Here is a 24,781-nt window from a genome sequence, read left to right on the forward strand (position 1 = left end):
ATTTCGGCGACGCGCCGGGCACCCGCAGAGCTGCGCCCGGGTGGTCTTCCCGGCCTGACCGACTAGGGTTTAGGCACTGGTTTCAGCCGTGACACGGCGGTGCTGACAGGAATGAAGGATGAACCCACGCGTACTCGTCGTCGATGACGACACGGCCCTCGCCGAGATGATCGGCATCGTGCTGCGCACCGAGGGGTTCGAACCCTTCTTCTGCGCCGACGGCACGGGCGCGCTCGCGGCCTTCCGCGAGTCCAAGCCCGACCTGGTCCTGCTCGACCTCATGCTCCCCGGCATCGACGGCATCGAGGTGTGCGGGCGCATCCGGGCGGAGTCCGGCACGCCCATCATCATGCTCACCGCGAAGACCGACACCGCCGACGTGGTCAAGGGCCTCGAATCGGGCGCCGACGACTACATGGTCAAGCCCTTCAATCCGAAGGAGCTGATCGCCCGCATCCGTACGCGGCTGCGGCCCACCCCCGACCAGGCGGTGTCGACCCTCAGCATCGGCGACCTCACGATCGACGCAGCGGGACACGAGGTGCGCCGCGGCGACACCCGCATCAACCTCACCCCGCTCGAGTTCGACCTGCTCCTGACGCTGGCATCGAAGCCGCAGCAGGTCTTCACCCGCGAGATGCTGCTCGAACAGGTGTGGGGCTACCACTACAAGGCCGACACGCGCCTCGTGAACGTGCACGTGCAGCGACTGCGTGCCAAGGTCGAGCACGACCCCGACAACCCCCGCATCGTCATGACCGTGCGCGGCGTCGGGTATCGGGCCGGCGCGACCACCTAGGGGCACGGATGTCGCAGGCGGAGGCCCCTGCCGGGTTCAACACGGGGTGGTGGCGCGAGATCCGGCACCGTCTCGCCGCCCTGCCGCGCCAGGCCCTCGAGCTGTGGCGGCGCTCCCTGCAGTTCCGCACCGTCGTCATCACCTTCGCCCTGTCGTCGCTCGCGATCTTCGTGATCGGGTTGTACATCTCGTTCAGCATCGCGTCGAACCTCTTCAAGACGCAGCTCGACAGTGCGCTCAGCGACGCCAACAAGGCGACGGTCGCCGCCCAGCGGATCCTCGATGGCTCCGATGCCGCCGATCGTGCGTCGATGCAGCAGTCCATGGCCGCGGTCGTGCAGACGGTGGGCAGCGTGTCGGGCAGCTCGGCGATCGCCTACTTCCAGCCGGCCGGGGCGTCGGTGTCGCTCGCCCCTCCCACCCGGATCGCACCGATCCTCCAGGGCGGGGTCATCACCCCCGAGCTCCATGAGCAGGTCCGCGCCGACCCCGACGGCCAGTACTGGCAGTCGGTTGCGCTCGAGGGCGACGACGGTGCCGAGGATCCGGGCGTCGTCATCGGCAGCTCGATCGCGGTGCCGGGCGTCGGCGAGTACGAGTTGTACATCGGCTACAACTTCGCCGCCGCGCAGGAGACGCTCGCCTTCATGCAGCTCGTCGGCACGATCGGCGCCGTTGCGCTGCTCGTGCTGCTGAGCGGCGTCACGCTGCTCGTGGTGCGCTGGGTGATCGAGCCGATCCGGTCGGCGGCGACCACGAGCCGGCGGCTCGCGGCCGGCGACCTCGGCGTGCGCATGCCCGAGAAGGGCGAAGACGAGCTCGCGACGCTCGCGGCCTCGTTCAACGGCATGGCCGACAGCCTGCAGGCGCGCATCCGCGAGCTCGCCGACCTCTCGGTCATGCAGCAGCGCTTCGTCTCCGACGTCTCGCACGAGCTGCGAACACCCCTGACGACCATCCGGCTCGCCGGTGACGTGCTCTACGGGCAGCGTGACGACTTCCCCGGCCCCACCTCTCGAACCGTCGAACTGCTGCACACGCAGACCGAGCGGTTCGAGACGCTGCTCTCCGACCTGCTCGAGATCAGCCGCTACGACGCCGGCTCCGTCGAGCTCGCGACCGAACCCACGAACCTCGTGCACCTCGCGGGCGATGCGATCGAGTCGATGCACGAGCTCGCCCGCAGTCGGGGCAGCGAGCTCCGGCTCGAGGCGCCCGGCGGACATCTCGACGCGAGGGTCGACCCACGTCGCATCCGGCGCATCGTCAGGAACCTGCTCGGCAACGCGATCGAACACGGCGAGGGGCGGCCGATCGTCGTCGCCGTCGACAGCAACGAGACCGCCATCGCACTGTCGGTGCGCGACTACGGGCTCGGCATGACCGCCGACGAAGCGGCCCGCGTCTTCGACCGCTTCTGGCGGGCCGATCCGAGCCGCACGCGCACGATCGGCGGCACCGGTCTCGGGCTCGCCATCGCGCTCGAGGACGCCGTCGCCCATGGCGGCACCCTCGAGGTATGGTCGCGCCGGGGCTCGGGCACCGTGTTCCGTCTCACGCTGCCGCGTTCCGGAGTGCCGGCCGACGAGGACATGGTCTCGCCGCTGCCGCTCGAGCCCGACGACATCGAGGCCACCGGGCCGCCGCCGACGGGTGTGGTGGGTGCGATCGACACGGAGGCGACGGTCGAGACGGATGCCGCAGGGCGTGCCGCGTCGACGAAGGGGACCGCAGCAGGTCGATGGGAGGCGCACGATGCGTAGAAGTGTGCTGGTGGCGATCGCAGCCGTCGCCGTGCCGGCGCTGCTCGCCGGCTGCGTGTCCATCCCGAGTTCGGGCGGGGTCAACGCCGGTGATCCGGCACAGGTCGAGGAAGCACCTGAACTCGACACGATCGTGGCGCCTCCCGCGAAGGACGCGACCCAGCAGCAGATCGTCGAGGGGTTCATCGATGCCGCGCAGAGCCCGCGCAACAACTACCAGGCCGCGCGCGACTACCTCACGCCGGCCTTCAAAGACGAGTGGAACGCCAATGAGGGCGCCACGATCGACGTGCCCGGCGAACGGGACTTCACCGAGCGCGGCGAAACGGAGATCGTCGTCGACGCGACCCCGGCGGCGCAGCTCACCGCGACGGGGCAGTACGACATCTCCGAGCCAGCACCGGTCGAGCTCAAGTACATGCTCGAGCAGAACGACGAGGGGCAGTGGCGCATCTCGTCCGCCCCACCGGGGCTGCTGATCGACGAGACGACGTTCGCGCAGGTCTTCCGCAGCTATCCGCTCTACTTCTATTCGCCCGACTTCGACTACCTCGTGCCCGATCTCCGCTGGTTCGCCGGCCGCGACTCCGTCCAGACGAGCATCGTGCGTGCGCTGCTCGTCGGAGCGTCGGAGTGGCTCGCGCCAGGTGTCCGCACCGCGTTCCCCGAGGGAACACGGCTCGAATCGGGGTCCGTGCCCATCGAAGGGCAGGTGGCGAGCGTCGATCTCTCGGGAACGACCGATGACGACGTCGCGAGCGTGCAGCGAATGGAATTCCAGTTGAAGGAGAGCCTCGACGGGGTGCGCAACGTCGAATCCGTGGCTCTGTCGTTGAACGGCGTCGAACAGGACGTACCCGACCTCTCGCCCGAGCCGCTCAAGAACCCGACGGTCGATCCACGACCCGTGGTCTTCGACGGCACGGCGTTCGGCTACCTCGCGACGTCGGGTGAGGGCGTCGAGCAGATCCCCGATCTCTCCCCGCAGGTCGAGGCGCTGGTTCCGACCGGGGCGGCGCTCGGCGCCAACGGCGAGGTCGCCGCCGTGCGTGCGGCCGACGGTGTGGTCTCGGTCGTGCGAGCCGGTGAGGACGCCGAGCCGCTCGACCCGCGTGACGGACTCATCGTGCCGGCGATCGATGGCACCGGTGCGGTCTGGTCGGTGCCCGCCGGCCTTCCCGGACAACTCGTCGTCTACCCCGGCGACCCCTCCGTCGATCCGATCCAACTGCCGGTGCCGTGGACGGGATCGTCGATCGCCGCCCTCGAGATCTCGCGCGACTCGACTCGGCTCGTGGCGCTCCTCGGCGACGGCGACACGACGCACTTCGTCGCCGCCTCGATCCAGCGGGATGCCGCCGGCACCCCGACCGCGCTGAGTCGGGTGACGCTCGGCCTCGACGACGTCGACGGCACGCCGCTCGACGTCACCTGGCTCGATGCCCGCACCGTGGCCTCGCTCACGGCCCTGCCAGGTGGTGGCACGCAGGTGATCAGGCAGGAGCTCGGCGGCGTCGCAGTACCGCGGCAAGGGCCCGAGGGCGGGCGTGCGATCGACGGCGGCAACAGTGTGCAGGATCTCCGGGTGCTGACCGAGGCCGAGGTGCTGGAAGCGCCGAGCGGTGTCGGCTGGCAGGCGCGGGCGAGCGGCATCCGTCTGATCGCCTCGCAGCAGCCCGACTGAGTCGACCAGCCCTCCACATCGGTCGGGTGCGCCCGGTTTCCGCGCCGTGCGCGCTCGCCGACGGTTCCCGCCGTCCCAGCGGGGGAGTGTGGAGCCATGGCCGAATCCTCCGACACATGATCGGGCGGGAACGCGTCTCGATGCTCGCCGTCGCGCAGGTGGCCGTGCGCGATGCGCTCGCGGTGCTCGTTCCAGTGGCGTGCTCAGGCTGCGGTGCGCCCGATCGCGCCGTCTGCGCGTCGTGCCGTGCCGCGCTCGCGGAGGCGCCTCGGCGCATCGATCGTGCCGGCCTCGTGATCTGGGCCGGCCTGGAGTACGCGGGCGTGGCTGCATCGGTGCTCGGCGCCTTCAAGGACGGAGCGCGAACGGATGCCGCGGCCGCCCTTGTGCCCGCGCTGCGGGCGGCGCTGGCCGCTGCGCTCGCCGAGGTGGCGGTCGGCGTTCCGGTCGAGGTGTGCACCATCCCGTCGACTCCGGCGGCTCGCCGGTCACGCGGCTATTCGCCCGTCGAGGTGCTGCTGCGGCGTTGCGGAATCCGTGCGGCACCGGTGCTCGCCCTCGCGAGGGAGCGCGCCGACCAGGCCGGACTGGACGCCGAGGCGCGGCGGCGCAATGCGGCCGGCGGGTTGGTCGCGGGGGCTGCGGCTCGCTCGTTCCGGCGTCCGAGGAGACCGCTCGACGACCACCGAGGCGTGCTCGACGGCCGTCGCTTCCTGCTCGTCGACGACATCGTCACGACGGGGTCGACGCTGGCGGAGGCGGTGCGCGCGATCGATGCAGCGGGAGGTGAGACGGTGGCGATCGCGGTGCTCGCCGAGACGCCGCGCAGGTTCCCGCGACATGCGGGAACCTCACGGGAAACACTCCGTGACATCGCCGCGCAAGGGGGCTACGGTGGCAGGACAGGCGTGGTCGATCCACCCTTCAGAACCGGGTGACACGTCGGTGAACGGAGGTCGTCATGGAACTGAACATCGTCGGACGAAACCTGGGGATCACGGACCGATTCCGCGCCTACGTGGCGGAGAAGTCCGAGAAGGTGTCGCATCTGGCAGAGCGCGCGATCTCACTCGACGTGAAGCTCAGCCGGCACAACGAGAAGAACGGAAACCCCGGGCCCGACCGTGTCGAGCTCACCCTCGTCGGCAAGGGGCCCGTGGTCCGTGCCGAAGCAGACGGCTCCGACAAGTACGCGGCGTTCGATGTCGCACTCGGGCGATTGCTCGAGCGCATCCGGCGGGCGAAGGATCGCCGGAAGGTCCATCGCGGCGGGTCCCGGCGGCCGACCTCGCTCCGCGAGGCGACCGATGCCGGATTCTCCGATGTCGGCGTGCACGCCGCGGCACCCGAGGTGCTCGCACAGGTGCGCACCGGCAGCGTCCCCGTCATCGACGAATTCGAACCGCATGTCGACGACGACGAGGTGTACACACCGGTCGTCATCCGGCGCAAGGTCTTCGCGGCGACGCCCATGACCGTCGACGACGCGCTCTACTTCATGGAACTCGTGGGGCACGACTTCTACCTCTTCGTGGACGCGGAGTCGGGTCGACCGAGCGTCGTCTACCGGCGAAAGGGCTGGGACTACGGGGTCATCGGCCTCGACGAGCGGGCCGAGGGGCGCTCGCCGGAGACCTCGCCGGTCGAGCTGCAGCGCGTCACCGCGTGACGACGACCACCTGAGTCGTTGCGCTCACCGACCCCGCCGGGCGGTTCGGCTCCGGCCGGGCGTTCGACGGGGTCGGGAAGGCGCAGCTCGTTCACCGCTAGCATGGCTAAGATAGCCGTCTGCAAGGCGGCAGCGGGCGTGCCCGGACTCCATCCGCGGCCGTGCGCCCAACGACAACAGGAGAACATTCGTGGCTTCGATTCTGGAAAGGGTCCTCCGCGTCGGTGAGGGCCGCACCCTCAAGCGGCTGGAGAACTACGCAGCGGCGATCAACGCCCTCGAAGACGGATTCCACGCGCTCAGCGATGACGAACTGCGGAACGAGACCGTCGAACTCCGCGAGCGCTACGCGAACGGCGAGTCGCTCGACGACCTCCTGCCCGAGGCGTTCGCCGCGGTGCGCGAGGCCAGCCGTCGCACGCTCGGCCTCCGTCACTTCGACGTGCAGCTCATGGGCGGGGCCGCGCTCCACCTCGGCAACATCGCCGAGATGAAGACCGGTGAGGGCAAGACCCTCGTCGCCACGACCGCGGCGTACCTCAACGCGCTCACCAGCCGCGGCGTGCACGTCATCACGGTCAACGACTTCCTCGCGAGCTACCAGTCGGAGCTCATGGGCCGCGTCTTCCGCGCCCTCGGCATGACCACCGGATGCATCGTGGCCGGCCAGAACCCGCAGGTGCGGCGCGAGCAGTACGCCGCCGACATCACCTACGGCACGAACAACGAGTTCGGCTTCGACTACCTGCGCGACAACATGGCCTGGCAGGCGAGCGACATGGTGCAGCGCGGCCACCACTTCGCGATCGTCGACGAGGTGGACTCGATCCTCATCGACGAGGCCCGCACCCCGCTCATCATCTCGGGTCCCGCCTCGGGCGAGGCGAACCGCTGGTTCACCGAGTTCGCGAACCTCGCGAAGCGACTCGTGCCCGACGTCGACTTCGAGGTCGACGAGAAGAAGCGCACCGTCGGCGTGCTCGAGCCCGGCATCGAGAAGGTCGAGGACTACCTCGGCATCGACAACCTGTACGAGTCGGCGAACACCCCGCTGATCTCGTTCCTCAACAACTCGATCAAGGCGAACGCCCTGTTCAAGCGCGACAAGGACTACGTCGTCATGAACGGCGAGGTGCTCATCGTCGACGAGCACACCGGCCGCATCCTCGTCGGCCGCCGCTACAACGAGGGCATCCACCAGGCGATCGAGGCGAAGGAGGGCGTGCAGGTCAAGGCCGAGAACCAGACGCTCGCGACCGTCACGCTGCAGAACTACTTCCGGCTCTACTCGAAGCTGTCCGGCATGACGGGCACCGCCGAGACCGAGGCATCCGAATTCATGTCGACCTACAAGCTGGGCGTGGTGCCGATCCCCACGAACAAGCCGATGGTGCGCATCGACCAGCCCGACCTCGTGTACAAGAACGAGGAGGCGAAGTTCGCCCAGGTCGTCGAAGACATCGTGGAGCGCCACAAGCAGGGCCAGCCCGTGCTCGTCGGCACCACGAGCGTCGAGAAGAGCGAGTACCTCTCGCGCCTCCTCGCCAAGAAGGGCGTGCGGCACGAGGTGCTGAACGCGAAGAACCACGCTCGCGAGGCCGCGATCGTCGCGCAGGCGGGTCGCCACGGCGCCGTGACCGTCGCGACGAACATGGCCGGTCGTGGTACCGACGTCATGCTCGGCGGCAACGCCGAGTTCATCGCCGTGCAGCTCATGCACGAGCGCGGCCTCAGCCCGGTCGACACCCCCGAGGAGTACGAGGCCGCGTGGGACGAGGTCTTCGAGAAGGTCAAGGCCGAGGTCTCCGTCGAGGCCGAGAAGGTGCTCTCCGCGGGCGGACTCTACGTGCTCGGCACCGAACGTCACGAGTCGCGCCGCATCGACAACCAGCTGCGCGGTCGTTCCGGTCGTCAGGGCGACCCCGGTGAGAGCCGGTTCTACCTGTCGCTGACCGACGACCTCATGCGGCTCTTCAACGCCGGTGCAGCCGAGAGCCTCATGTCGCGCGGAGTGCCCGACGACGTCGCCATCGAGTCCAAGGTCGTCTCGCGGGCCATCCGTTCGGCGCAGTCGCAGGTCGAGGCGCGCAACGCCGAGATCCGCAAGAACGTGCTGAAGTACGACGACGTGCTGAACCGTCAGCGTGAGGCGATCTACAGCGACCGCCGCCACATCCTCGAGGGCGACGACCTGCACGAGCGCACGCAGAAGTTCCTCGAAGACGTCATCGACGAGGTGCTCGACAGCCACACCGCCGAGGGCAACCCCGAGGATTGGGACTTCGATGCACTCTGGACCGAACTGAAGACGCTCTACCCGATCGGCATCACGATCGACGAGGTCGTCGCCGAGGCCGGCGAGAAGGGGCGGGTCAACCGCGACTTCATCCGTCGCGAGATCCTCTCGGATGCGAAGGTCGCCTACGCCCGTCGTGAGCAGCAGCTCGGCTCGCCCGCCATGCGCGAGCTCGAGCGGCGCGTCGTGCTCTCGGTCATCGACCGTCGCTGGCGCGACCACCTCTACGAGATGGACTACCTGAAGGACGGCATCGGCCTGCGCGCCATGGCGCAGCGCGACCCGCTGGTCGAGTACCAGCGCGAGGGCTACGCGATGTTCCAGCAGATGATGGGTTCGATCCGCGAGGAGACCGTCGGCTTCCTCTTCAACCTCGAGGTCGAGGTGGCACCGCAGCCCGGGGCCGCCGGAGCGAAGATCGAGGCGAAGGGGCTCGGCCGCCAGGGAGCCCCCGACGACAAGCTCAGCTACTCGGCACCGAGCGACGCGGGCGGCGTCGAAGTGCGCAACCAGCGTGGCCAGGTGCAGCAGGCGGCGACGCAGCGCGCGCGCCGTGCCGTCGCCGAGAGCCAGGCTCCCGCCGCCGAGGAGTCGCGCGGCGCGTTCGGGCAGCGCACCGGTGGCGACGTCGCTCCGCAGAACCGCGCCGAGCGCCGGGCCCAGGACCGCAAGGGGAACTGACACCCGTCGACGAGACCCCGGTCGGTGCGATTGCACCGGCCGGGGTCTCTCGCATGCGGGCGCCGCGCCGGGCGGAGGCGAGGACGCGCTGTGCCGAGGGTACGGAGCGGACTCGGTACCTCGGGGTGCGCTCAGCGCAGTGGAATCAGAGCACGCCGATCGCGCTCGCGCGCCAGCGTTGGTCGAAGCCCTCGATGCGGATCGCGACAGCTCGAGAGCGGGCCCGCTGGTGCACCATCACGACGGCCTCGATGACGCCGTCGGTCGGCTCGTACATGTGAACCCGCCCGACTGAGAATGCGGGCCGCTGCGGGGCCTGACCCTTGGCGCGTCGGGCACGGGCCGCGAGCACGACCCGCTTCGAGAGGTTGCGGTAGACGTCGTCGTCGACCCACCTCGCGAGCTGCTCGAGATCTCGGGCACCCGCGAGCGCCTCGATGATGCAATGGGTGAGGCTGCGCAGGAGCGGCTCGGGGTCGGGCAGTTCGGTGCGGCGTGCGGGTTGCCGGGCGAAGAACTCGTCGTCGTCACCGAGCAGGCGCGCCGTCGAGCTGCGATTCACGGCGGTTCGGGCGCCGATCGCGTCGCGTGCGGTCATCTGTGCTCCATGGGGGAGGAGTGGCTCGCAGGGCCTCTCGACCGAGCGACAGGATCACCCCCGAGTGGGGGACATCGGGTGATTCCTGTGTGAACCGTAGGTGAGTCTCCGGATCGGTGTCAAGCGATTTCCCCGCCTGTGGATAACGTTTCGGAATCGGGAGGTCGCCATGTAGCGTCGCTGCATGCGCTGGGACCTGCTCTTCGACGACCTCGAGTCGCAGATCGATCAGGAGCAGCGCGACGAGGAGCGGGCGCTCGCGATCGAGGAGGAGCGCCTCCGCCTCAGCCGACTGACCCTGCGCGACCGACTCTCGGGGATCGCGCGATCCGACCCCGACGACCCCGGCGCCTTCGTACGGATCGAGCTGCACGGCGGGCGGATCCTCTCGCTCCGCCCGCAGGCCTTCGGCCGCGACTGGGTCAGCGGCCGGTCGGCCGAACCCGCGAGCAAGCTGCTCCACTGCGTCGTGCCCATCGCGGCGATCGCGGCGGTGCTCCCCACTCGGGCGCAGTTGGAGCCGAGCCTCGAGCCGGTGCCCGAGGCATCCGCTCGCATCGCCGAACGCATCGGCCTGCCCTTCGTGCTCCGCGACCTCTGTCGTCGGCGAACCCCCGTGCGCGTCAGCACCATCGATGGAGAGTGCCACGGCACCATCGACCGGGTCGCACGGGACCATCTCGACCTGGCGCTGCACGACGCCGACCGGCCGCGCCGCGACAGCGCGGTGCACGGGTATCGCATCGTGCCGCTCTCGCGGCTCCTGGTCGTCGACTTCCGCTGACAGACCCCGTCAGTCGACCGGCCGGAGTCGCCCGGTGCGGGCGCCCGAGAGCTCGGCGATGTTCGAGAACTCACCCTGGTTCCAGGCCGAGAACTTTCGCGTCTCCTCGTACTGGAGCTCGATCCAGACCTCGAGCTGCAGCCGCTCGATGCGCCATGGCCCCGCGGTGCCGACGCGGATCGCGGGCAGCTCACCGGATCGGATCAGCTCGTCGACCGCCGCGACGTCGACGGCGAGGATCTCGGCCGCGTCTGCGAGCGTGAGGAACCGGCCGATCTCGTCGCCCGAACCTGGAGAGGTCATGTCTTGATTATCGACCGGTCGCGGGTCGGCCGGGGCGATTGTGGATAACTTCGGGACCGTGTCGGTGCTTCGGGTGACGATAGACGCCGGCGCGACCCGGCGCCTCTCCGAAGGGAACCCACATGACGACACGTCGCGACCGGGGCGAGCGGGGCGCGGTCCGGCTCGACCCGCGCCTGATCATCGGCATCGTCCTCATCGCCGGGTCGACATTCGGTGTCTGGACCCTCGTGTCGGGACTCGACGACGGCGTCGAGGTCTACGTCGCCCGTGACACGCTGGCCTCGGGCACGCGCATCCAGGTCGATGACCTCGGCACCGAGTCCGTGCGTCTCGGTGCGAGCGCACAGCACTATCTGGTGGCGGGGGAGTTCCCCGAGGGCGGGCTCGTCGTGGCACGAACGATCGAGGCCGGCGAGATCGTGCCCGACGCCTCCGTCGATGCGACCGACCGCGCCGGACTCGCGACCGTCGTCGTGCCGAGCAGGGGTCCGCTTCCCGCCGACGTCACCTCCGGAACGCGCGTCGACGTCTGGACCGCAGCCGAGATGGAGGGCGGCGGCTACGAACCGCCCACCGTGCTCGTGGCGGGCGCCGAGATCGCCGGCGTCATCGAGAGCGAGGGAATGGTCTCGTCAGCGGGCACCTCCGTCGAGGTGCTGGTTCCCCGCGAGAAGGTCGCGGCGCTGCTCGGGGCGCTCGCGTCCGGCGACGCGATCGACCTCGTGCCCGCACGCGCGTCGGGAGAATGACATGGCACGCCTCGCGCTCGCGCTCGACGACACCACCGAGGATCGCATCATCGCCGACATCGTCGAGCACGGTCACGCGATCGTCGCCAGACTGGCGGGCTGGCGCGACCTGCTCGAAAGCCTCGACGTGCTCGGCCCCGACGTCGCGCTCGTCGGCGCCGCCCGCGGCACGCTGAGCGCCGAGCTGCTGGCAGGGTGCGACGAGCGTGGCATCCGACTGATCGCGCTCGCCGCGACCGACGCCGAGCGCGCCCACGCCTCGCAACTCGGACTGCACGAGGTCGTCGACCACGAGGCGCCGTGGACCGACATCGAACCCCTTGTGAGCGGGGGAGTCCCGGTGCCGTCGCGCGTGGGGGAGCTGCCCGTGAAGCAGGAGCGCGCGGCATCCGTCATCGCCGTCTGGGGGCCGGGCGGCGCCCCCGGCCGCAGCACCGTCGCCGTGAACCTCGCCGCGGAGATCGCCGCCGCCGGCCATACCGTCGCGCTCGTCGACGGCGACCCGTACGGCGGCGCGATCGCGCCGGTGCTCGGCCTGCTCGACGAGGCACCCGGGTTCGCGTCGGCCTGCCGACTGGCCGGCGCAGATGCGCTCGACCGCGTCGAGCTCGAGCGCATCGCCCAGCGGTACTCCGCACCCCGTGCGGCGTTCAACGTGTTCACGGGCCTCGTCGGGCCGAGTCGGTGGCCCGAGCTCGCTCGTGACCGGGTGACGGCCGCGATCGAGGCGATGCGGGCTTGGGTCGAGTACGTGGTCGTCGACACGGGCTTCAGCCTCGAACATGACGAGGAGCTGACGAGCGATCAATTCGCGCCGCGCCGCAATGCAGCGACGTTCGCGGCGCTCGCGGCCGCCGATCGCGTCGTCGCGGTCGGTCTCGCCGACCCGGTCGGCCTGTCCCGGCTGCTCCGAGGGCACGTCGAGCTCGTCGACCTCGTGGATCCCGATCGGGTCGACGTCGTCGTGAACCGCGTTCGCACGAGCGCGCTCGGCATCGACGCCCACGCTCAGGTGCGCCAGACGCTGCGCCGGTTCGGCGGACTGAGTGAAGCGACCCTGCTGCCGCACGATTCCAAGGCGACCGATGCCGCGATCCTCACCGCTCGCACGCTGCGCGACGCCGCGCCCAGGTCCCCGCTGCGCATGGCGATCCGCGACTACGCATTCGAGGCGCTGCTCCCGACGCCCGAGCCGTCGCGTCGCCGCGGCTTCGCGATTCCGACGCTGCGGCGGGCTGCGACCGGCTGAGACTCCGCCCTGGCAGTACGCTTGAACGGTGTCGACCCTCAGTGATCTCGTCCTCGCCCAGGGCCGCAGCAGTCAGGCCGATGTCGACTGGCTGCACATGCTCGTCGGCGACCTGCAGTTGCTCGCCGATCTCGCGTTCGCCGACATCGTGCTGTGGGTGCCCTCCGGTGACGACGCGTTCGTCGCCGTCGCCCATGCCCGGCCGTCGAGCGCCGCGACGCTCTTCTATCGCGACTTCGTCGGCCAGGAGATCAAGCCGCAGTGGCGCGAACTCGTGGGCCAGGCCTATTCGACCGCACGCATCGTGGATTCATCCGCCCCCGACTGGTACGAGGAGATGCCCACCCGCGTGCGCGCCGTGCCCGTCATGCGGCGTCTCACGACGACCGGCACGAGCGTCGCACCCGAACCGGTGGCCGTGATCACTCGGCACACCAACCTCGGTGCCACGCGCACGCCGAGCCGGCAGGAGCTCACGTTCAACGAGTGCGCCGAAGAGCTCTTCCAGATGATCGCGTCGGGCGACTTCCCCGATCTCGGCGCTCCGACCGGGCCGCGCCGCGGCGCCCCACGCGCCTCCGACGGCCTCATCCGCCTCGACGTCGACGGCATCACGACGTTCGCGAGCCCGAACGCCCTCTCCGCGTTCAACCGCATGGGCTTCGACGACGAGCTCGAGGGCGAGTCCCTCGCCGAGGTGACGACCCGGCTGCTCGCCGGCAAGCTCGTCGTCGACGAGTCGCTCCCGCTCGTCGTGACCGGCCGCGCCCCGTGGCGCACCGACGTCGAGTCGCGCGGTGTCACGGTCTCGCTCCGCGCGATCCCGATCCGGCACCGCGGTGAGCGCATCGGTGCGATCGTGCTGAGCCGCGACGTCACCGAGCTGCGCCACCAGGAGCAGGAGCTCATCACCAAGGACGCGACGATCCGCGAGATCCACCACCGGGTGAAGAACAACCTGCAGACCGTGGCGTCGCTGCTGCGCATCCAGGCGCGTCGCACGCACTCCGACGAGGCGCGGGAGGCGCTCACGCAGGCCATGCGCCGCGTCGGTGCGATCGCCGTCGTGCACGACACCCTCTCCGAAGGGCTGTCGCAGAACGTCGACTTCGATGCGGTGTTCGACCGCACACTGCTGCTGGTCGCCGAGGTCGCTGCAGCGCACAACACGACGGCCCACCCCAAGCGCTCGGGTTCGTTCGGCGTGCTGCCGAGCGAGTACGCGACGCCGCTCGCGCTCGCGCTGACCGAGCTCGTCACGAACGCCGTCGAGCACGGGCTCGCGGGCCAGGAGGGCGACGTCGAGATCTCGGCCGATCGCTCGCAGACGACGCTGACCGTGACCGTGCGCGACACCGGCTCCGGCCTGCCCGAGGGCAAGGTCGGCGAGGGGCTCGGCACGCAGATCGTGCGGACCCTCATCCAGGGCGAGCTGAGCGGCACGATCGACTGGCACACGGTCGTCGGCCGCGGCACCGAGGTCACGATCGAGGTGCCGCTGCGCTGGATCGCGCCGGCCTGATCGAGCTGTCACGCCCCGGCGCGGCCGCCGAAGAGCGCGTAGAGGTCGCCGATCGGCCCGAGATGCGCGAGCTTCTCGGGGTTCAACTGGTTCGCGATGACTTGTGCCGCGCCATCGGCGAACTCCACCATCAGCACGCTCAGCAGCGCGCCGTCGGGACCGCGGACCCACAGCGCGGGGCTGCCGTTCACGGAACGCAGCTCGAATCGCACGCCGGCCTGTGCTCCGCGTCGAACGAGTCCGGCGAGGAATCGCGCCACGGCGACCGCGCCGTGCATGGGGTGCTGGATGGCGGGCGCCCGGCCGCCGCCGTCACCGTAGAACACCACGTCGTCGGCGAGACGTTCGATGAGACCGTCGACGTCGCCCGCCTCGAGCGCGGCGAAGAACGCGTCGGCGAGCGCTGAGTCGCGTTCGTCGACGCCGTCGAATCGCGGCCGCCGTTCGGCGACGCGGGCCTTCGCCCGGTGCAGGATCTGGCGGCACGCCGCCTCGTCGCGATCGACGATCTCGCCGATGTCGCGGTAGTCGTACGCGAACACCTCTCGCAACAGGAACACCGCCCGCTCCACGGGGCCGAGTCGCTCGAGCACGGCGAGGAAGGCGAACGAGAGCGTCTCGTCGCGCTCGATGCGATGGGCGGGATCGGCGTCGTCGTCGGGCAGCGGCTCCGGCATCCAGGGACCGACGTAGACCTCGCGGTTGCGCCGCGCTGAGCGCAGCACGTCGATGGCGAGCCTCGTCGTGACCGTGACGGCGAAGGCATCGGGATTTCGGATCTCCTCGCCGGCGATCTCCCGTTCGTGCAGGCGCAGGTAGGCGTCCTGCACGACGTCCTCCGCGTCGGCCACGCTTCCGAGCATGCGATAGGCGATGGAGAACATGAGGGGTCGGAGGGCCTTCTGCGTCTCACCGGTGATCGCCATTCCTCGAGGATGGCACAGCTGACGTCGGGGTCGCAGCGCGTCGGATGCGGTGTCACAGATGCGGTGGCATCCTCGTCGGAGGTGGTGAGAGAGAGGGAGATGGAGATGCGTGTATTCATCGCCGGCGCCACGGGCGCCATCGGAACGAAGCTCGTGCCGCTGCTGCTGGCCGACGGTCACGAGGTGTTCGGCACGACGACCGCGCAGGAACGGGTGGCCGCAATCGATGCGACCGGGGCGCACGGTCTCGTGATGGACGGGCTCGACGCGGCATCCGTGCGCGCTGCCGTGCTGGAGGCTCGGCCCGACGTGATCGTGCACGAGCTGACCGCGCTCGGAGGAGGGGTCTCGGACCTCAAGCACTTCGATCGCACCTTCGCAACGACGAACGAACTGCGCACACGAGGCACCGATCACCTGTTGGCCGCGGGTGCCGAGGTGGGCGGCGTGCGCTTCATCGCGCAGAGCTACGCCGGCTGGCCGTACGAACGCACCGGCGGTGCGGTGAAGACCGAGGAGGACCCGCTCGACCCCACTCCGACGGCCGCCTCGACGGAGTCGCTCGCCGCGATCCGCTACGTCGAGGAGGCGACGGCCGGCGCCGGGGGACTCGCCCTGCGCTACGGGGCGCTGTACGGCCCCGGGCAGGCGCTCGGACGCGGCGGCGAGATGGTGACGATGCTCGAGGCCGGCAAGCTCCCGCTCGTGGGAGGGGGCACGGGGATCACCTCGTTCTGCCACATCGACGACGCGGCATCCGCGACCGCTGCCGCGGTGCTTCGGGGCGATGCCGGCGTCTACAACATCGTCGACGACGAACCGGCCACGGTCTCCGAATGGCTGCCGGCGCTCGCCGAGGCGATCGGCGCGAAGCCGCCGATGCACGTGCCGGCCTGGGTGGCGAAGCCGCTCATCGGCGAACACGGCGTCTCGATGATGACGAAGGCGCGAGGGGCGTCGAACGCGAAGGCGAAGCGCGAACTCGGGTGGACTCCGAGCTGGCCGAGCTGGCGGGAGGGGTTCCGCGCCGGGCTCGGCTGAGCCGACGAGTTGAGTGCGCCCGGCCGGCGTCCCGGCCGGGCCGCACGGCAGGCCGCACGGCTGAGAACGCGACTCATTCCTATCTACGGCCGATCGCCGATTCCCGGCCTACGCTGGTTGTGACATGGCACACGATCACGATCACGCAGCAACCGCGAACCGCACCAGACTCTGGATCGCCATCGCGATCATCGGCGCCTTCCTCGTCGTGCAGGTGATCGGTGCCGCCTTCAGCGGTTCACTGGCACTGCTCGCCGACGCGGGGCACATGGCGAGCGACCTCATCGGTCTCGTCGTCGCCCTCGTCGCCGCCTTCGTCGCGGCTCGGCCCGCAACCGATCGCCAGACCTACGGGTATCGGCGCGCCGAGGTCTTCGGGGCGCTGGTGAACGGCGTGATCCTCGTCGTCGTCGCGGTCTCGGTCGCGATCAGTGCCGTCGGCCGACTCATGAGCGGAGCCGAAGGCGAGGCGCACGAGGTGCAGGGCGTGCCGATGCTCGTCGTGGCCGCCATCGGCCTCGTGGCGAACGTCGCGGCGATGCTCGTGCTGCGCGGCGGGGCGAAGGACTCGATCAACCTCCGCGGTGCGTACCTCGAGGTGCTCGGCGACCTGATCGGCTCTGCGCTGGTCATCGCGGCGGCACTCGTGATCGTCTTCACGGGCTGGGATGCCGCCGACCCGATCGCGTCGCTCCTGATCGCCGCGCTCATCGTGCCGCGGGCGCTCTCGCTGCTCCGCGACGTCGCCCGAGTGCTCTTCGAGTCGGCCCCGGCCGACACCGACGTCGCCGAGATCCGGGCGCACATCCTGCGCACCGAGGGCGTCGTGGCGGTGCACGATGTGCACGTGTGGGCGATCACGTCGGGCTCGCACGTGTTCAGTGCGCACGTCGAGGTCGAGCCCGAGGTGTTCGCCTCCGGGCGCACGGGCGAACTGCTCGACGAGCTCGGCGGATGCCTCAGCGAACACTTCGACGTCGAGCACTCGACGTTCCAGCTCGAGCCGGCCGGCCGGGCGGAACGGGAGCAGCCGCAGCATCCGTGACGCTGCGAAGCGCCCGACGACCGGCTACTTCTCTTCGGGGCCGCGCTCGAAGACCTCGGGGTCGAGCACGAGCTGCTCAGCCTCGGTCTCGTCGGTGATGACGTCTTCGCCCGCCCGCTCGGCCTTCTTCGCCTTCGACCGCTCGCGCAGGTAGTGCCAGAGCGTGATGACGGCAGTGCCGCCGACCGCGGCGAGCAGGATCAGGTCGATGTACTCCTTGACGAAGTCGGCGATCGGCGGGATGTAGCCGATGAGGTAGCCGAAGTAGGTGAGGCCGGCACCCCAGATGAGCGCGCCGATGAGGTTGTACAGCGTGTACTTCTTGTAGTTCATGTGCCCGACGCCGGCGGCGACCGGGGCGAAGGTGCGCACGATCGGCACGAAGCGGGCGAGGATGATCGCGAGGGCGCCGAAGCGCTCGAAGAACGCGTTCGTGCGTTCGACGTTCTTGACGCTGAAGAGGCCGGACTCCTTGCGTTCGAAGACGCTTGGCCCGAACTTGTGGCCGATGAGGTAGCCCACTTCACCGCCGATGAACGCCGCGATGCCGATGGCGAGGCACACCCACCAGATGTCGACGCCGAAGACGAGCGAGGTGTGGGTGAGCAGGCCCGAGATCACGAGCAGGGTGTCGCCGGGCAGCAGGAATCCGACCAGCAGGCCGGTCTCGGCGAACACGATCGCGCAGACGACGACGAGCGCCCAGGGGCCGGCGCCCGAGATGATCGTCTCGGGGTCGAGCCACGGGATGAGCGAGGTGTGGATCACTGCGGGATCTCCTGTCGTCGTCGAGACACGGCGATTGCCGGGTCAGCAGCGGCGTGGTTTCGTTGCAGTCTACCGAGGGCGTTTGCAAGCGGCATCCGCCTGGAGTATGACGCCCGGCTCACCCCATCGGGTGAGCCGGGCGTCACGAATGCCGGTGAATCGACCGGGCGGGGTCAGGCGGAGAGCGCCTCGAAGATCGCGCTGTTCATGCGGAACGAGGTGCGGACCTCGGCGATGAGCACATCGACCTGTTCGGGAGCCAGTGCGAGATCGTTCATCGCCTCGCGGTAGCCGCGCTTGTAACGGACGACCCCGTCTTCGGCGATGTCGAAGCGGTAGAAGCTCAGCTGCTCGGGGGTGGCGCCGTAGTGGCGTGCCACCAGCCGGGCGATGGCCTGGCCGCCCGAGAGGTCGCCGAGGTAGCGCGTGTAGTGGTGCGCGAGGTAACGCACGTCGTCGTCGGAGACCGACCGCAGGTGGGCGGCATACTCGACGGTCGCGGGCAGGGCGGGGTGCGAGGTGCGCCAGTCAGCGGCCCCGAGCGCGGCGAGGTCGGCCTCGATCGCGGCCATGCGGGCGAGCTCGGGATCGAAGACCGCCGGGTCGCCGTCGCGGCTGCCGCGCTCTTCGAGCGCCTCGTAGACCCAACCGAACTGGGCGAGGTAGCGCGTGTACTCCTCGAGCGAGAGCTCGCCGCCCATGAGCTGCACGATGTAGCCACGGGACTCTGCGGCCTTGTGGTCGTCAGCGGAAGCCGCGCGCACGAGCGCAGCGACGTCGAGGGGCTCGGCGTCGGTGCGGGCCGGGGCAGTGGGGGCGATCGTCATGGGGCGACCCTTCGTAAGTTAGGTATGCCTTACATCATAGGGGGCGATGCTGAACGGCGCTCGGTGTTCGTCGCACGAGGACGCGAACGGATGTCGGTGGTCGCCCGTACATTCGATCGAATGCGATACGGATTCATCTACACGGGCAGTGATCCGAACCTCGCGGTCGAGCTGGCAGGGCTCGCCGAGGAATCCGGGTGGCACGGCTTCTTCGTCTGGGAGGGCATCTGGGCGACCGATCCGTGGGCGACGCTCGCGGCCGCCGCCATGGTCACCGACCGCATCAAGCTCGGCACCATGCTGACGCCGGTGCCGCGCCGACGACCCTGGGAGCTCGCCGGGCAGACCATGACGGTCGACCGGCTCTCGGGCGGGCGGGTCATCCTCTCGGCGGGTCTCGGCGTCTCCGAGGCCGAGCCGCGCTTCTGGACCTTCGAAGACGACCCCGGGCGCAAGCACCGCGCAGAGTTGCTCGACGAGTCGCTCGAGCTCATGCAGCAACTGTGGCGGGCCGAGCCGTTCGAATTCGAGGGGGAGCATTACCGGGCGAAGCGCACCGACTCGATGCTGCCGCCCGCGATCGTGCAGGAGCCCCGCATCCCGACGTGGGTGGTGGGGCTGTGGCCGCGCCCGAAGTCGATGCGCCGGGTCGCCCGGTACGACGGGTGGATCCCCAACTACGCGCCGCCGGGCAATTCGCCCGAGAGTGCCGATGAGCAGTCGCGCCTCTTCACCCCCGAGATCGCAGCAGAGGCGATCGCCTGGATCCGCGCCGAGCGCGAGCGTCTGGGGCTCGGCGACCGGCCGTTCGACGTGATCCAAGAAGGCACGACGAGTGGCATGGATGCCGCGGCCGACGCCGCCATTGTGCAGCCGTGGGCCGAGGCGGGTGCGACGTGGTGGCTCGAGTCCGACTGGTCGGTGCCCGCCGAACGCATCGAGGCGTACGCGCGGGCGCGCATCGCGGCGGGGCCGCCGTCGGTCTGACCATCGGCATCGACTGAGCGGTCAGCTCTTCGGCTTCGACTGAGCGGTCAGCGCCGCTGACCGCTCAGCCGTCTCCGGGAAGACTCAGGACGAGGCGTCGTCCTTCTTGATCTCGTTGCCGTCGGCGTCGTACTCGACCCATTCCTCGCTGATGTCGGGGTCGAGCGACTCGGGCCGGTTGGGGTCGCGGTCGAGGCTCAGCGGCTCTTCGAGCGGGTCGACGAAATCGGTCATGATGTGTTCCTCCTGAAACGTCTGTGCTTCGACGCTAGCGCGACAGCCGACCCTTCGGCAGGATTTCGCGCCATCGCGTGCGGAAGGTGGGACTTGAACCCACACGCCCGAAGGCACAGGAACCTAAATCCTGCGTGTCTGCCGATTTCACCACTCCCGCGAGTGCCCGATCAGTCTAGGCGTTTCGCGGGCGTCGGCTTCGGAGCAGCCAGAGGGCGATCGAGAGCGAAACGGCGCCCATCAGGGCGATCGGCAGATCGAGGAAGAGCTGCATGACGGCGAATGCGGGGAGCAGGGTGAGCGCCATCGCCGTCCATGTCGCCGCGGCATCCGGACGCCGGAAGCCCTCGGGAATGGCCGTCGATGCAGTCTCGAACCGCGAGAGCGGCATCGAGACGAGCAGCACGAGCGCCAGCACGACGACGAACACGATCAGTCGCGTCGCCCACCAGGCGGCGCTGCCCGGGGCGGGCGACAGGGCAGGAACGAGCAGGGCGATGCCGGCCACCGCGATGATCACCGGCAGGTGCCAGAGGTAGATCGTCATGGCGCGGGCGCCGAGGAAGAACACGCCCGCCTGCATGCGCTTGCCTCGCATGAGGGCGGCGAGCGGGCGGTGCACGAGGGTGAGCAGGCTCACCTGGGCGATGCCCAGCAGCGCGAGCGGCACGGTCGGCGGGTTGAGGTTCACGAGCATGTCGGGGGAGTACCAGCCCGCAGCGACGACCCCCGCGAGCACCGCATAGGCGAGCACGACGAGGCCGAGCAGCTGCACGGGGCGGCGAGCCCTGAACCATCCGTCGGAGTACCAGAATCCGAGCTGCTGCACGAAGAACCAGACGAAGACGAGGTTCGCGAGCCCGATCTCGTCGATGCCGGTGGCGATGCGCGCGGCATCGACCGCCACGGCGCCCGCGAAGAGCACGAGCATGGTGCGGGCGGGTGCGGTCTCGTGCAGCCGCAGCATCAAGGGGGCGAACGACTGCGCGAGCAGGAACGCGCCGAGGAACCAGAGGGGGCTGCCGGCGCCCGTCGCCACCGTGTCGAGCAGCGCGGCATCGACGCCGGCGAGTGTCGCGGCGCCGAGGGCGACCGAGAAGAAGAGGAAGAGCGGCAGCGCCGGTCGGGCGAGCCGCAGCACGCGGCCCCGCACGAAGTCGACCTGGTCGCCGCCGCGTCGTTCGAGACTGCGCCACGCGGTGAGCGCCGTGAATCCGCCGAGCGCGAAGAACAGCGGCATGATCTGGCCCGCCCACGTGGCAGCGGCGAACCAGGGCTGGGCCTCGAGCGGGCGCGACGCGATGATCGCCCCGTCGGGCCCGATGCCGACGCCGATCATGAGCAGATGGATGACCACCACGAGCAGCACGCACGCGACGCGCGAGAGATCGACGACGAGATCGCGCTTCGCGATGGCCGCGCGCGCGACCTCCGAGTCGAGTGAAATGCTCATGCTGCCTCCGGTTCGGGTCAGCCGATTCTAGTGAGCCGGCGGGGCGGTTCCGGTGCAGGTGGCGTCACCCGTGTCCGCGGCCATCGCGGGCTTGTGGATAACTTCGGGGCGAGGTGTCCGCTGCATCGCATGATGGTGCGCATGACCGATCCCGTGCGCACCATCGCCGACCGGGTGCGCACGCGAGTGCTGCGCGACGGCGTCGATCTCGCGCGCGACGACTCGGCGGCGGCCCGGTACACGCATGAAGAGGTGCGGCGCTACAGCGAGCGTGCACTCTCGGGGGCGCATGCCCAGCTCGGCGACGAGCTCGGCACGACGCGTGAGGTCCTGGCTTCGATCACCGGGTACGGGCCGCTGCAGCCGTTCTTCGAGGACCCGGCGGTCGAGGAGATCTGGATCAACGCACCGACGAAGGTGTTCGTCGCGCGACACGGCGTCGCGGAGCTCACGACCGTCGTGCTGTCGGATCGCGAGGTGCGAGAGCTCGTCGAGCGGATGTTGCAGCACTCGGGTCGACGCGTCGACCTCTCGTCGCCGTTCGTCGATGCCACCCTGCCCGACGGTTCGCGACTGCACGTGGCCATTCCCGACGTGGCTCGAGCGCACTGGTCGGTGAACATCCGCAAGTTCCAACGCCGCATCAAGTCGCTCGCCGCGCTCGTCGAACTCGGTTCGCTCACGCCGCACGCCTCCGAATTCCTGCGCATGAGCGTGCTCGCCGGGGCCAACATCCTCGTGTCGGGCGCCACGCACACCGGCAAGACGACGATGCTGAACGCGCTCATCTCGGGGGCGCGCACGGGCGATCGCGTGGTGACGGTCGAGGAGACCTTCGAACTCGACCTCGACGTGCGCGACCTGGTCGCCCTGCAGTGCCGTCAGCCGAGTCTCGAAGGCACCGGCGAGATCACCTTGCGACGCCTCATCAAGGAGGCGCTCCGCATGCGACCCGACCGACTCATCGTCGGCGAGGTGCGTGAGGCGGAGAGCCTCGACCTGCTCATCGCCCTCAACTCGGGGCTTCCCGGCATGTGCACGATCCATGCCAATTCGGCGCGCGACGCGCTCGCGAAGCTGTGCACCCTGCCGCTGCTCGCGGGTCGCAACATCGACTCCGCGTTCGTCGTGCCCACGGTCGCGAGCTGCATCGATCTCGTCGTGCACCTCGCGATCGATCGCGACGGCCACCGACGCGTCGCCGAGATCGCGGCGCCGACCGGCGGATGCACCGGGGCATCCGTCGACGCGGAGGCGCTCTTCGTCACCCGCGATGGCGTGCTGGTCGCGACGGGCGCGGCTCCGCGACGACTCGAGAAGTACCGCGCCGCGGGTCTCGATCCCGACATCGTGCTCTCGGCGGCGGCTCGATGAGCAGCGGACTCGTCTACGGCGCCCTGCTCGGGCTCGGCGTGCTGCTCACCGTCTCGCCGTTCCTCTGGCCGGCGAAGGCCGAGCCCTCCCGCAGCAGGGCGACATCGAGCCGGGTCGCCGACGAACTCGCGCTCGCGGGTCTCGCCGGTGCGCCGATCGCGGTGATCGTCATCGTTGCAGCACTCCTCGCGCTCCTGGCGGGCGCCATCGCCCACGCGATCTTCCTCGTGCCAGTGCTCACGGTCGTGGCGACGCTGCTGGGCGCCGCACTCGTACCGCTCGTCGTTCGTGCCAGAGCCACCCGGCGGCGGGCATCCAATCGCGCGGTCTGGCCCGACGTGGTCGACCATCTCGTATCGTCGGTGCGCGCCGGCATGTCGCTGCCCGACAGCATCGGTGCGCTGGCCGAACTCGGGCCGTCGTCGACGAGAGCCGCATTCGCGGCGTTCGATGACGAGTACCGACGCACGGGCAACTTCGGCGCGTGCCTCGACCGGTTGAAGGGTGCACTCGCAGATCCGGTCGCCGACCGCATCCTCGAGACGCTCCGCATGGCCAGGGAGGTCGGTGGCAGCGACGTGACCGCGGTGCTGCGGGGGCTCTCGGGCTACCTGCGCGAAGACGCGGCGCTTCGAGCCGAGGTCGTCGCGCGGCAGTCGTGGATCAGAAACGCCGCCCGCCTCGGCGTCGCGGCGCCGTGGCTCCTGCTCGTCGTCCTCGCATCCCGCCCCGAGGCCATCGTCGCCTACGACTCCGCGGCCGGTGCGGCGCTGATCATCGCGGGCGTGGTGGTGACCATCGTGGCGTATCAGGCGATGGTCGCGCTGGGCCGCCTCCCAGAGGAGCGCCGATGGTTCCACTGAACAGCGTGCCCGCGCTTGCGATCCTCTGCGGCGCGGTGCTCGGACTCGGACTCTGGCTCGTCGTGTCGGCCGTGCCGCGCATCGGCCGCCCGCGGCTCATCGAGCGCGTCGCGCCGTACGTCGCCGACATCTCGGTCGAGGCCCGCTCGCTGCTCGCGCATCGCCCCGCAGACCCGACGCCGGTGCTCGGGCTCTTCGCGAGGCCGATCGTTCGTGCCGTGCGCACCGTCGCCTCCGAATGGCTCGGCGGCGCCGACACAATCGCTCGACGCCTGCGACAAGCAGGGTCGACGGCGTCGGTCGAGCGTTTCCGCGGCGAGCAGCTCGTCTGGGGCGCCGGTGCCTTCGCGATCGGTGCGACGATGGCGATCGTCGCCCCGTCCTTCAGCGCACTCCCTATGATCGTGCGCATCGCGATGCCGTTCCTCGCCGCGGCGCTCGGCGTCATCGTGCGCGACTGGGTGCTGCAGCGTGCCGCTCGCCGCCGGCTCGCGCGCATCTCGGCCGAGCTGCCGACGGTGCTGGAATTCCTCACGCTGAGCCTCACCGCCGGCGAGGGCATGCTCGACGCGATCCGCCGCGTGGCACGTCTCGGCAACGGTGCCGGGGTGCTGCCGACGGAGTTCGCGGCGACCGTCGCCGCGGTCGGCACCGGTGTGCCGCTCGGGCAGGCGCTCGCCAGGCTCCGCGACGACCTCGACCATCCCGCGCTCTCGCGAGCGCTCGATCAGGTGCTCGGCGCACTCGAGCGAGGCGCTCCGCTCTCGTCCGTCCTCAGGTCCCAGGCCGGCGACGCGCGTGAAGAGGCCAAGCGCACGATCATCGAGCAGGCCGGCCGCAAGGAGGTCGCGATGCTCGTTCCACTCATCTTCCTGATCCTTCCGGTGACGATCGCATTCGCCTTGTTCCCCGGCTATCTCGTATTGCAAGCGGGCTTCTGATGGCTCGCGACCGCACCGACTGCACGGCTCCGTGCTCCGACGAAAGGAAATCACATGAGCGACCTGATGAAGCGGCGGTTCGAGGACGAACGCGGCGACGTGCCCGGCTGGGTGCTGATCACGCTCATGACCGCGGGGCTCGTGATCGTGATCTGGGGCCTCGCCGGTCCGGCGCTGTCGGGCGTGTTCGATCAGGCGATCAGCCGCGTGCTCGGCGTCTGA

The 24,781-nt window shown here is 69.9% G+C and carries 24 protein-coding genes and 1 tRNA gene; 17 read left to right on the top strand and 8 right to left on the bottom strand.

Annotated elements, in window-relative coordinates; translation table 11 throughout:
• The first annotated feature begins 118 nt into the window (after positions 1-118).
• The 6 genes from mtrA to secA all read left to right on the top strand — a co-directional run bounded on the left by mtrA (position 119) and on the right by secA (position 8,892).
• The gene (gene mtrA / locus JOE59_RS03885) at positions 119-799 is read left to right on the top strand and encodes an MtrAB system response regulator MtrA (RefSeq protein WP_204459020.1); all 681 of its coding nucleotides are present in this window, start codon (positions 119-121) and stop codon (positions 797-799) included.
• Positions 800-807: 8 nt separating this feature from the next.
• Complete coding sequence (mtrB, locus tag JOE59_RS03890) at positions 808-2,562, top strand: MtrAB system histidine kinase MtrB (protein ID WP_204459021.1); 1,755 nt, start codon at positions 808-810, stop codon at positions 2,560-2,562.
• 10 nt (positions 2,563-2,572) lie between these two features.
• A complete protein-coding gene (locus JOE59_RS03895) occupies positions 2,573-4,246 on the top strand; it encodes an LpqB family beta-propeller domain-containing protein (RefSeq protein ID WP_204459022.1) in 1,674 nt (557 codons plus the stop codon).
• A gap of 116 nt (positions 4,247-4,362) precedes the next feature.
• Complete coding sequence (locus JOE59_RS03900; protein ID WP_239560090.1) at positions 4,363-5,184, top strand: ComF family protein; 822 nt, start codon at positions 4,363-4,365, stop codon at positions 5,182-5,184.
• Between the two features lie 23 nt (positions 5,185-5,207).
• Complete coding sequence (gene hpf / locus JOE59_RS03905; RefSeq protein WP_204459023.1) at positions 5,208-5,915, top strand: ribosome hibernation-promoting factor, HPF/YfiA family; 708 nt, start codon at positions 5,208-5,210, stop codon at positions 5,913-5,915.
• Positions 5,916-6,105: 190 nt separating this feature from the next.
• Positions 6,106-8,892, top strand: coding sequence for a preprotein translocase subunit SecA (gene secA, locus JOE59_RS03910; protein ID WP_204459024.1), 2,787 nt, complete (start codon positions 6,106-6,108; stop codon positions 8,890-8,892).
• A 145-nt stretch (positions 8,893-9,037) separates the two neighbouring features.
• Here the strand turns inward: secA and JOE59_RS03915 are convergent, their stop codons facing one another.
• Positions 9,038-9,490, bottom strand: a complete 453-nt coding sequence (locus tag JOE59_RS03915) for an Rv3235 family protein (protein WP_239560091.1) — start codon at positions 9,488-9,490, stop codon at positions 9,038-9,040.
• 184 nt (positions 9,491-9,674) lie between these two features.
• On the opposite strand from JOE59_RS03915, the gene JOE59_RS03920 reads away from it, so the two are divergent.
• On the top strand, positions 9,675-10,274 hold the full coding sequence (locus JOE59_RS03920; RefSeq protein WP_204459025.1) for a hypothetical protein: 600 nt from the start codon (positions 9,675-9,677) through the stop codon (positions 10,272-10,274).
• 9 nt (positions 10,275-10,283) lie between these two features.
• On the opposite strand, the gene JOE59_RS03925 is transcribed toward JOE59_RS03920, so the two are convergent.
• Positions 10,284-10,577, bottom strand: coding sequence for a helix-turn-helix domain-containing protein (locus JOE59_RS03925; RefSeq protein WP_179550591.1), 294 nt, complete (start codon positions 10,575-10,577; stop codon positions 10,284-10,286).
• Between the two features lie 122 nt (positions 10,578-10,699).
• Here JOE59_RS03925 and JOE59_RS03930 point away from each other — a divergent pair, with 122 nt between their 5' ends.
• The 3 genes from JOE59_RS03930 to JOE59_RS03940 are packed head-to-tail and all read left to right on the top strand — an operon-like array spanning position 10,700 to position 14,100.
• A complete protein-coding gene (locus tag JOE59_RS03930) occupies positions 10,700-11,329 on the top strand; it encodes an SAF domain-containing protein (protein WP_204459026.1) in 630 nt (209 codons plus the stop codon).
• Between the two features lies 1 nt (position 11,330).
• Positions 11,331-12,578, top strand: coding sequence for a CpaE/TadZ family protein (locus tag JOE59_RS03935; protein WP_204459027.1), 1,248 nt, complete (start codon positions 11,331-11,333; stop codon positions 12,576-12,578).
• Between the two features lie 28 nt (positions 12,579-12,606).
• Positions 12,607-14,100, top strand: coding sequence for a sensor histidine kinase (locus JOE59_RS03940; RefSeq protein ID WP_204459028.1), 1,494 nt, complete (start codon positions 12,607-12,609; stop codon positions 14,098-14,100).
• An 8-nt stretch (positions 14,101-14,108) separates the two neighbouring features.
• On the opposite strand, the gene JOE59_RS03945 is transcribed toward JOE59_RS03940, so the two are convergent.
• On the bottom strand, positions 14,109-15,026 hold the full coding sequence (locus tag JOE59_RS03945) for an RNA polymerase sigma-70 factor (protein WP_204459029.1): 918 nt from the start codon (positions 15,024-15,026) through the stop codon (positions 14,109-14,111).
• Between the two features lie 105 nt (positions 15,027-15,131).
• On the opposite strand from JOE59_RS03945, the gene JOE59_RS03950 reads away from it, so the two are divergent.
• Positions 15,132-16,067: an NAD-dependent epimerase/dehydratase family protein gene (locus tag JOE59_RS03950; RefSeq protein ID WP_204459030.1), complete on the top strand. Its 936-nt coding sequence runs from the start codon at positions 15,132-15,134 to the stop codon at positions 16,065-16,067.
• Positions 16,068-16,191: 124 nt separating this feature from the next.
• Entirely contained in the window at positions 16,192-17,112 is a 921-nt protein-coding gene (locus JOE59_RS03955; RefSeq protein ID WP_204459031.1) for a cation diffusion facilitator family transporter, read from the top strand.
• A 24-nt stretch (positions 17,113-17,136) separates the two neighbouring features.
• Here JOE59_RS03955 and JOE59_RS03960 read toward each other — a convergent pair whose 3' ends face one another.
• Complete coding sequence (locus tag JOE59_RS03960) at positions 17,137-17,877, bottom strand: DedA family protein (RefSeq protein WP_204463244.1); 741 nt, start codon at positions 17,875-17,877, stop codon at positions 17,137-17,139.
• A 176-nt stretch (positions 17,878-18,053) separates the two neighbouring features.
• On the bottom strand, positions 18,054-18,707 hold the full coding sequence (locus JOE59_RS03965; protein WP_204459032.1) for a biliverdin-producing heme oxygenase: 654 nt from the start codon (positions 18,705-18,707) through the stop codon (positions 18,054-18,056).
• 120 nt (positions 18,708-18,827) lie between these two features.
• Here JOE59_RS03965 and JOE59_RS03970 point away from each other — a divergent pair, with 120 nt between their 5' ends.
• Positions 18,828-19,694 carry an LLM class flavin-dependent oxidoreductase gene (locus tag JOE59_RS03970; RefSeq protein WP_204459033.1) on the top strand — a complete coding sequence of 289 codons (867 nt, stop codon included), beginning with the start codon at positions 18,828-18,830 and terminating at the stop codon, positions 19,692-19,694.
• A gap of 84 nt (positions 19,695-19,778) precedes the next feature.
• Here JOE59_RS03970 and JOE59_RS03975 read toward each other — a convergent pair whose 3' ends face one another.
• The 3 genes from JOE59_RS03975 to JOE59_RS03985 form a co-directional block, all read right to left on the bottom strand.
• On the bottom strand, positions 19,779-19,928 hold the full coding sequence (locus JOE59_RS03975; protein ID WP_204459034.1) for a hypothetical protein: 150 nt from the start codon (positions 19,926-19,928) through the stop codon (positions 19,779-19,781).
• 78 nt (positions 19,929-20,006) lie between these two features.
• Positions 20,007-20,088: transfer RNA gene (locus tag JOE59_RS03980), tRNA-Leu, on the bottom strand.
• Positions 20,089-20,103: 15 nt separating this feature from the next.
• Positions 20,104-21,381, bottom strand: a complete 1,278-nt coding sequence (locus JOE59_RS03985) for an acyltransferase family protein (protein WP_204459035.1) — start codon at positions 21,379-21,381, stop codon at positions 20,104-20,106.
• A 141-nt stretch (positions 21,382-21,522) separates the two neighbouring features.
• On the opposite strand from JOE59_RS03985, the gene JOE59_RS03990 reads away from it, so the two are divergent.
• From JOE59_RS03990 to JOE59_RS04005, 4 genes are read left to right on the top strand one after another with little or no spacing between them, the layout of a single operon-like run.
• The gene (locus JOE59_RS03990; protein WP_239560092.1) at positions 21,523-22,755 is read left to right on the top strand and encodes a TadA family conjugal transfer-associated ATPase; all 1,233 of its coding nucleotides are present in this window, start codon (positions 21,523-21,525) and stop codon (positions 22,753-22,755) included.
• Positions 22,752-23,618: a type II secretion system F family protein gene (locus JOE59_RS03995; protein ID WP_204459037.1), complete on the top strand. Its 867-nt coding sequence runs from the start codon at positions 22,752-22,754 to the stop codon at positions 23,616-23,618. Before JOE59_RS03990 ends, JOE59_RS03995 begins: the two co-directional genes overlap by 4 nt.
• Positions 23,606-24,559 carry a type II secretion system F family protein gene (locus JOE59_RS04000; protein WP_204459038.1) on the top strand — a complete coding sequence of 318 codons (954 nt, stop codon included), beginning with the start codon at positions 23,606-23,608 and terminating at the stop codon, positions 24,557-24,559. The genes JOE59_RS03995 and JOE59_RS04000 overlap by 13 nt, the downstream gene beginning before the upstream one ends.
• Positions 24,560-24,613: 54 nt before the next feature.
• Positions 24,614-24,781 (top strand): hypothetical protein, encoded by a 168-nt coding sequence (locus tag JOE59_RS04005; protein ID WP_204459039.1) that lies wholly within the window; start codon positions 24,614-24,616, stop codon positions 24,779-24,781.

Source organism: Agromyces cerinus, assembly GCF_016907835.1.
Taxonomy (GTDB): Bacteria; Actinomycetota; Actinomycetes; order Actinomycetales; family Microbacteriaceae; genus Agromyces; species Agromyces nitratus.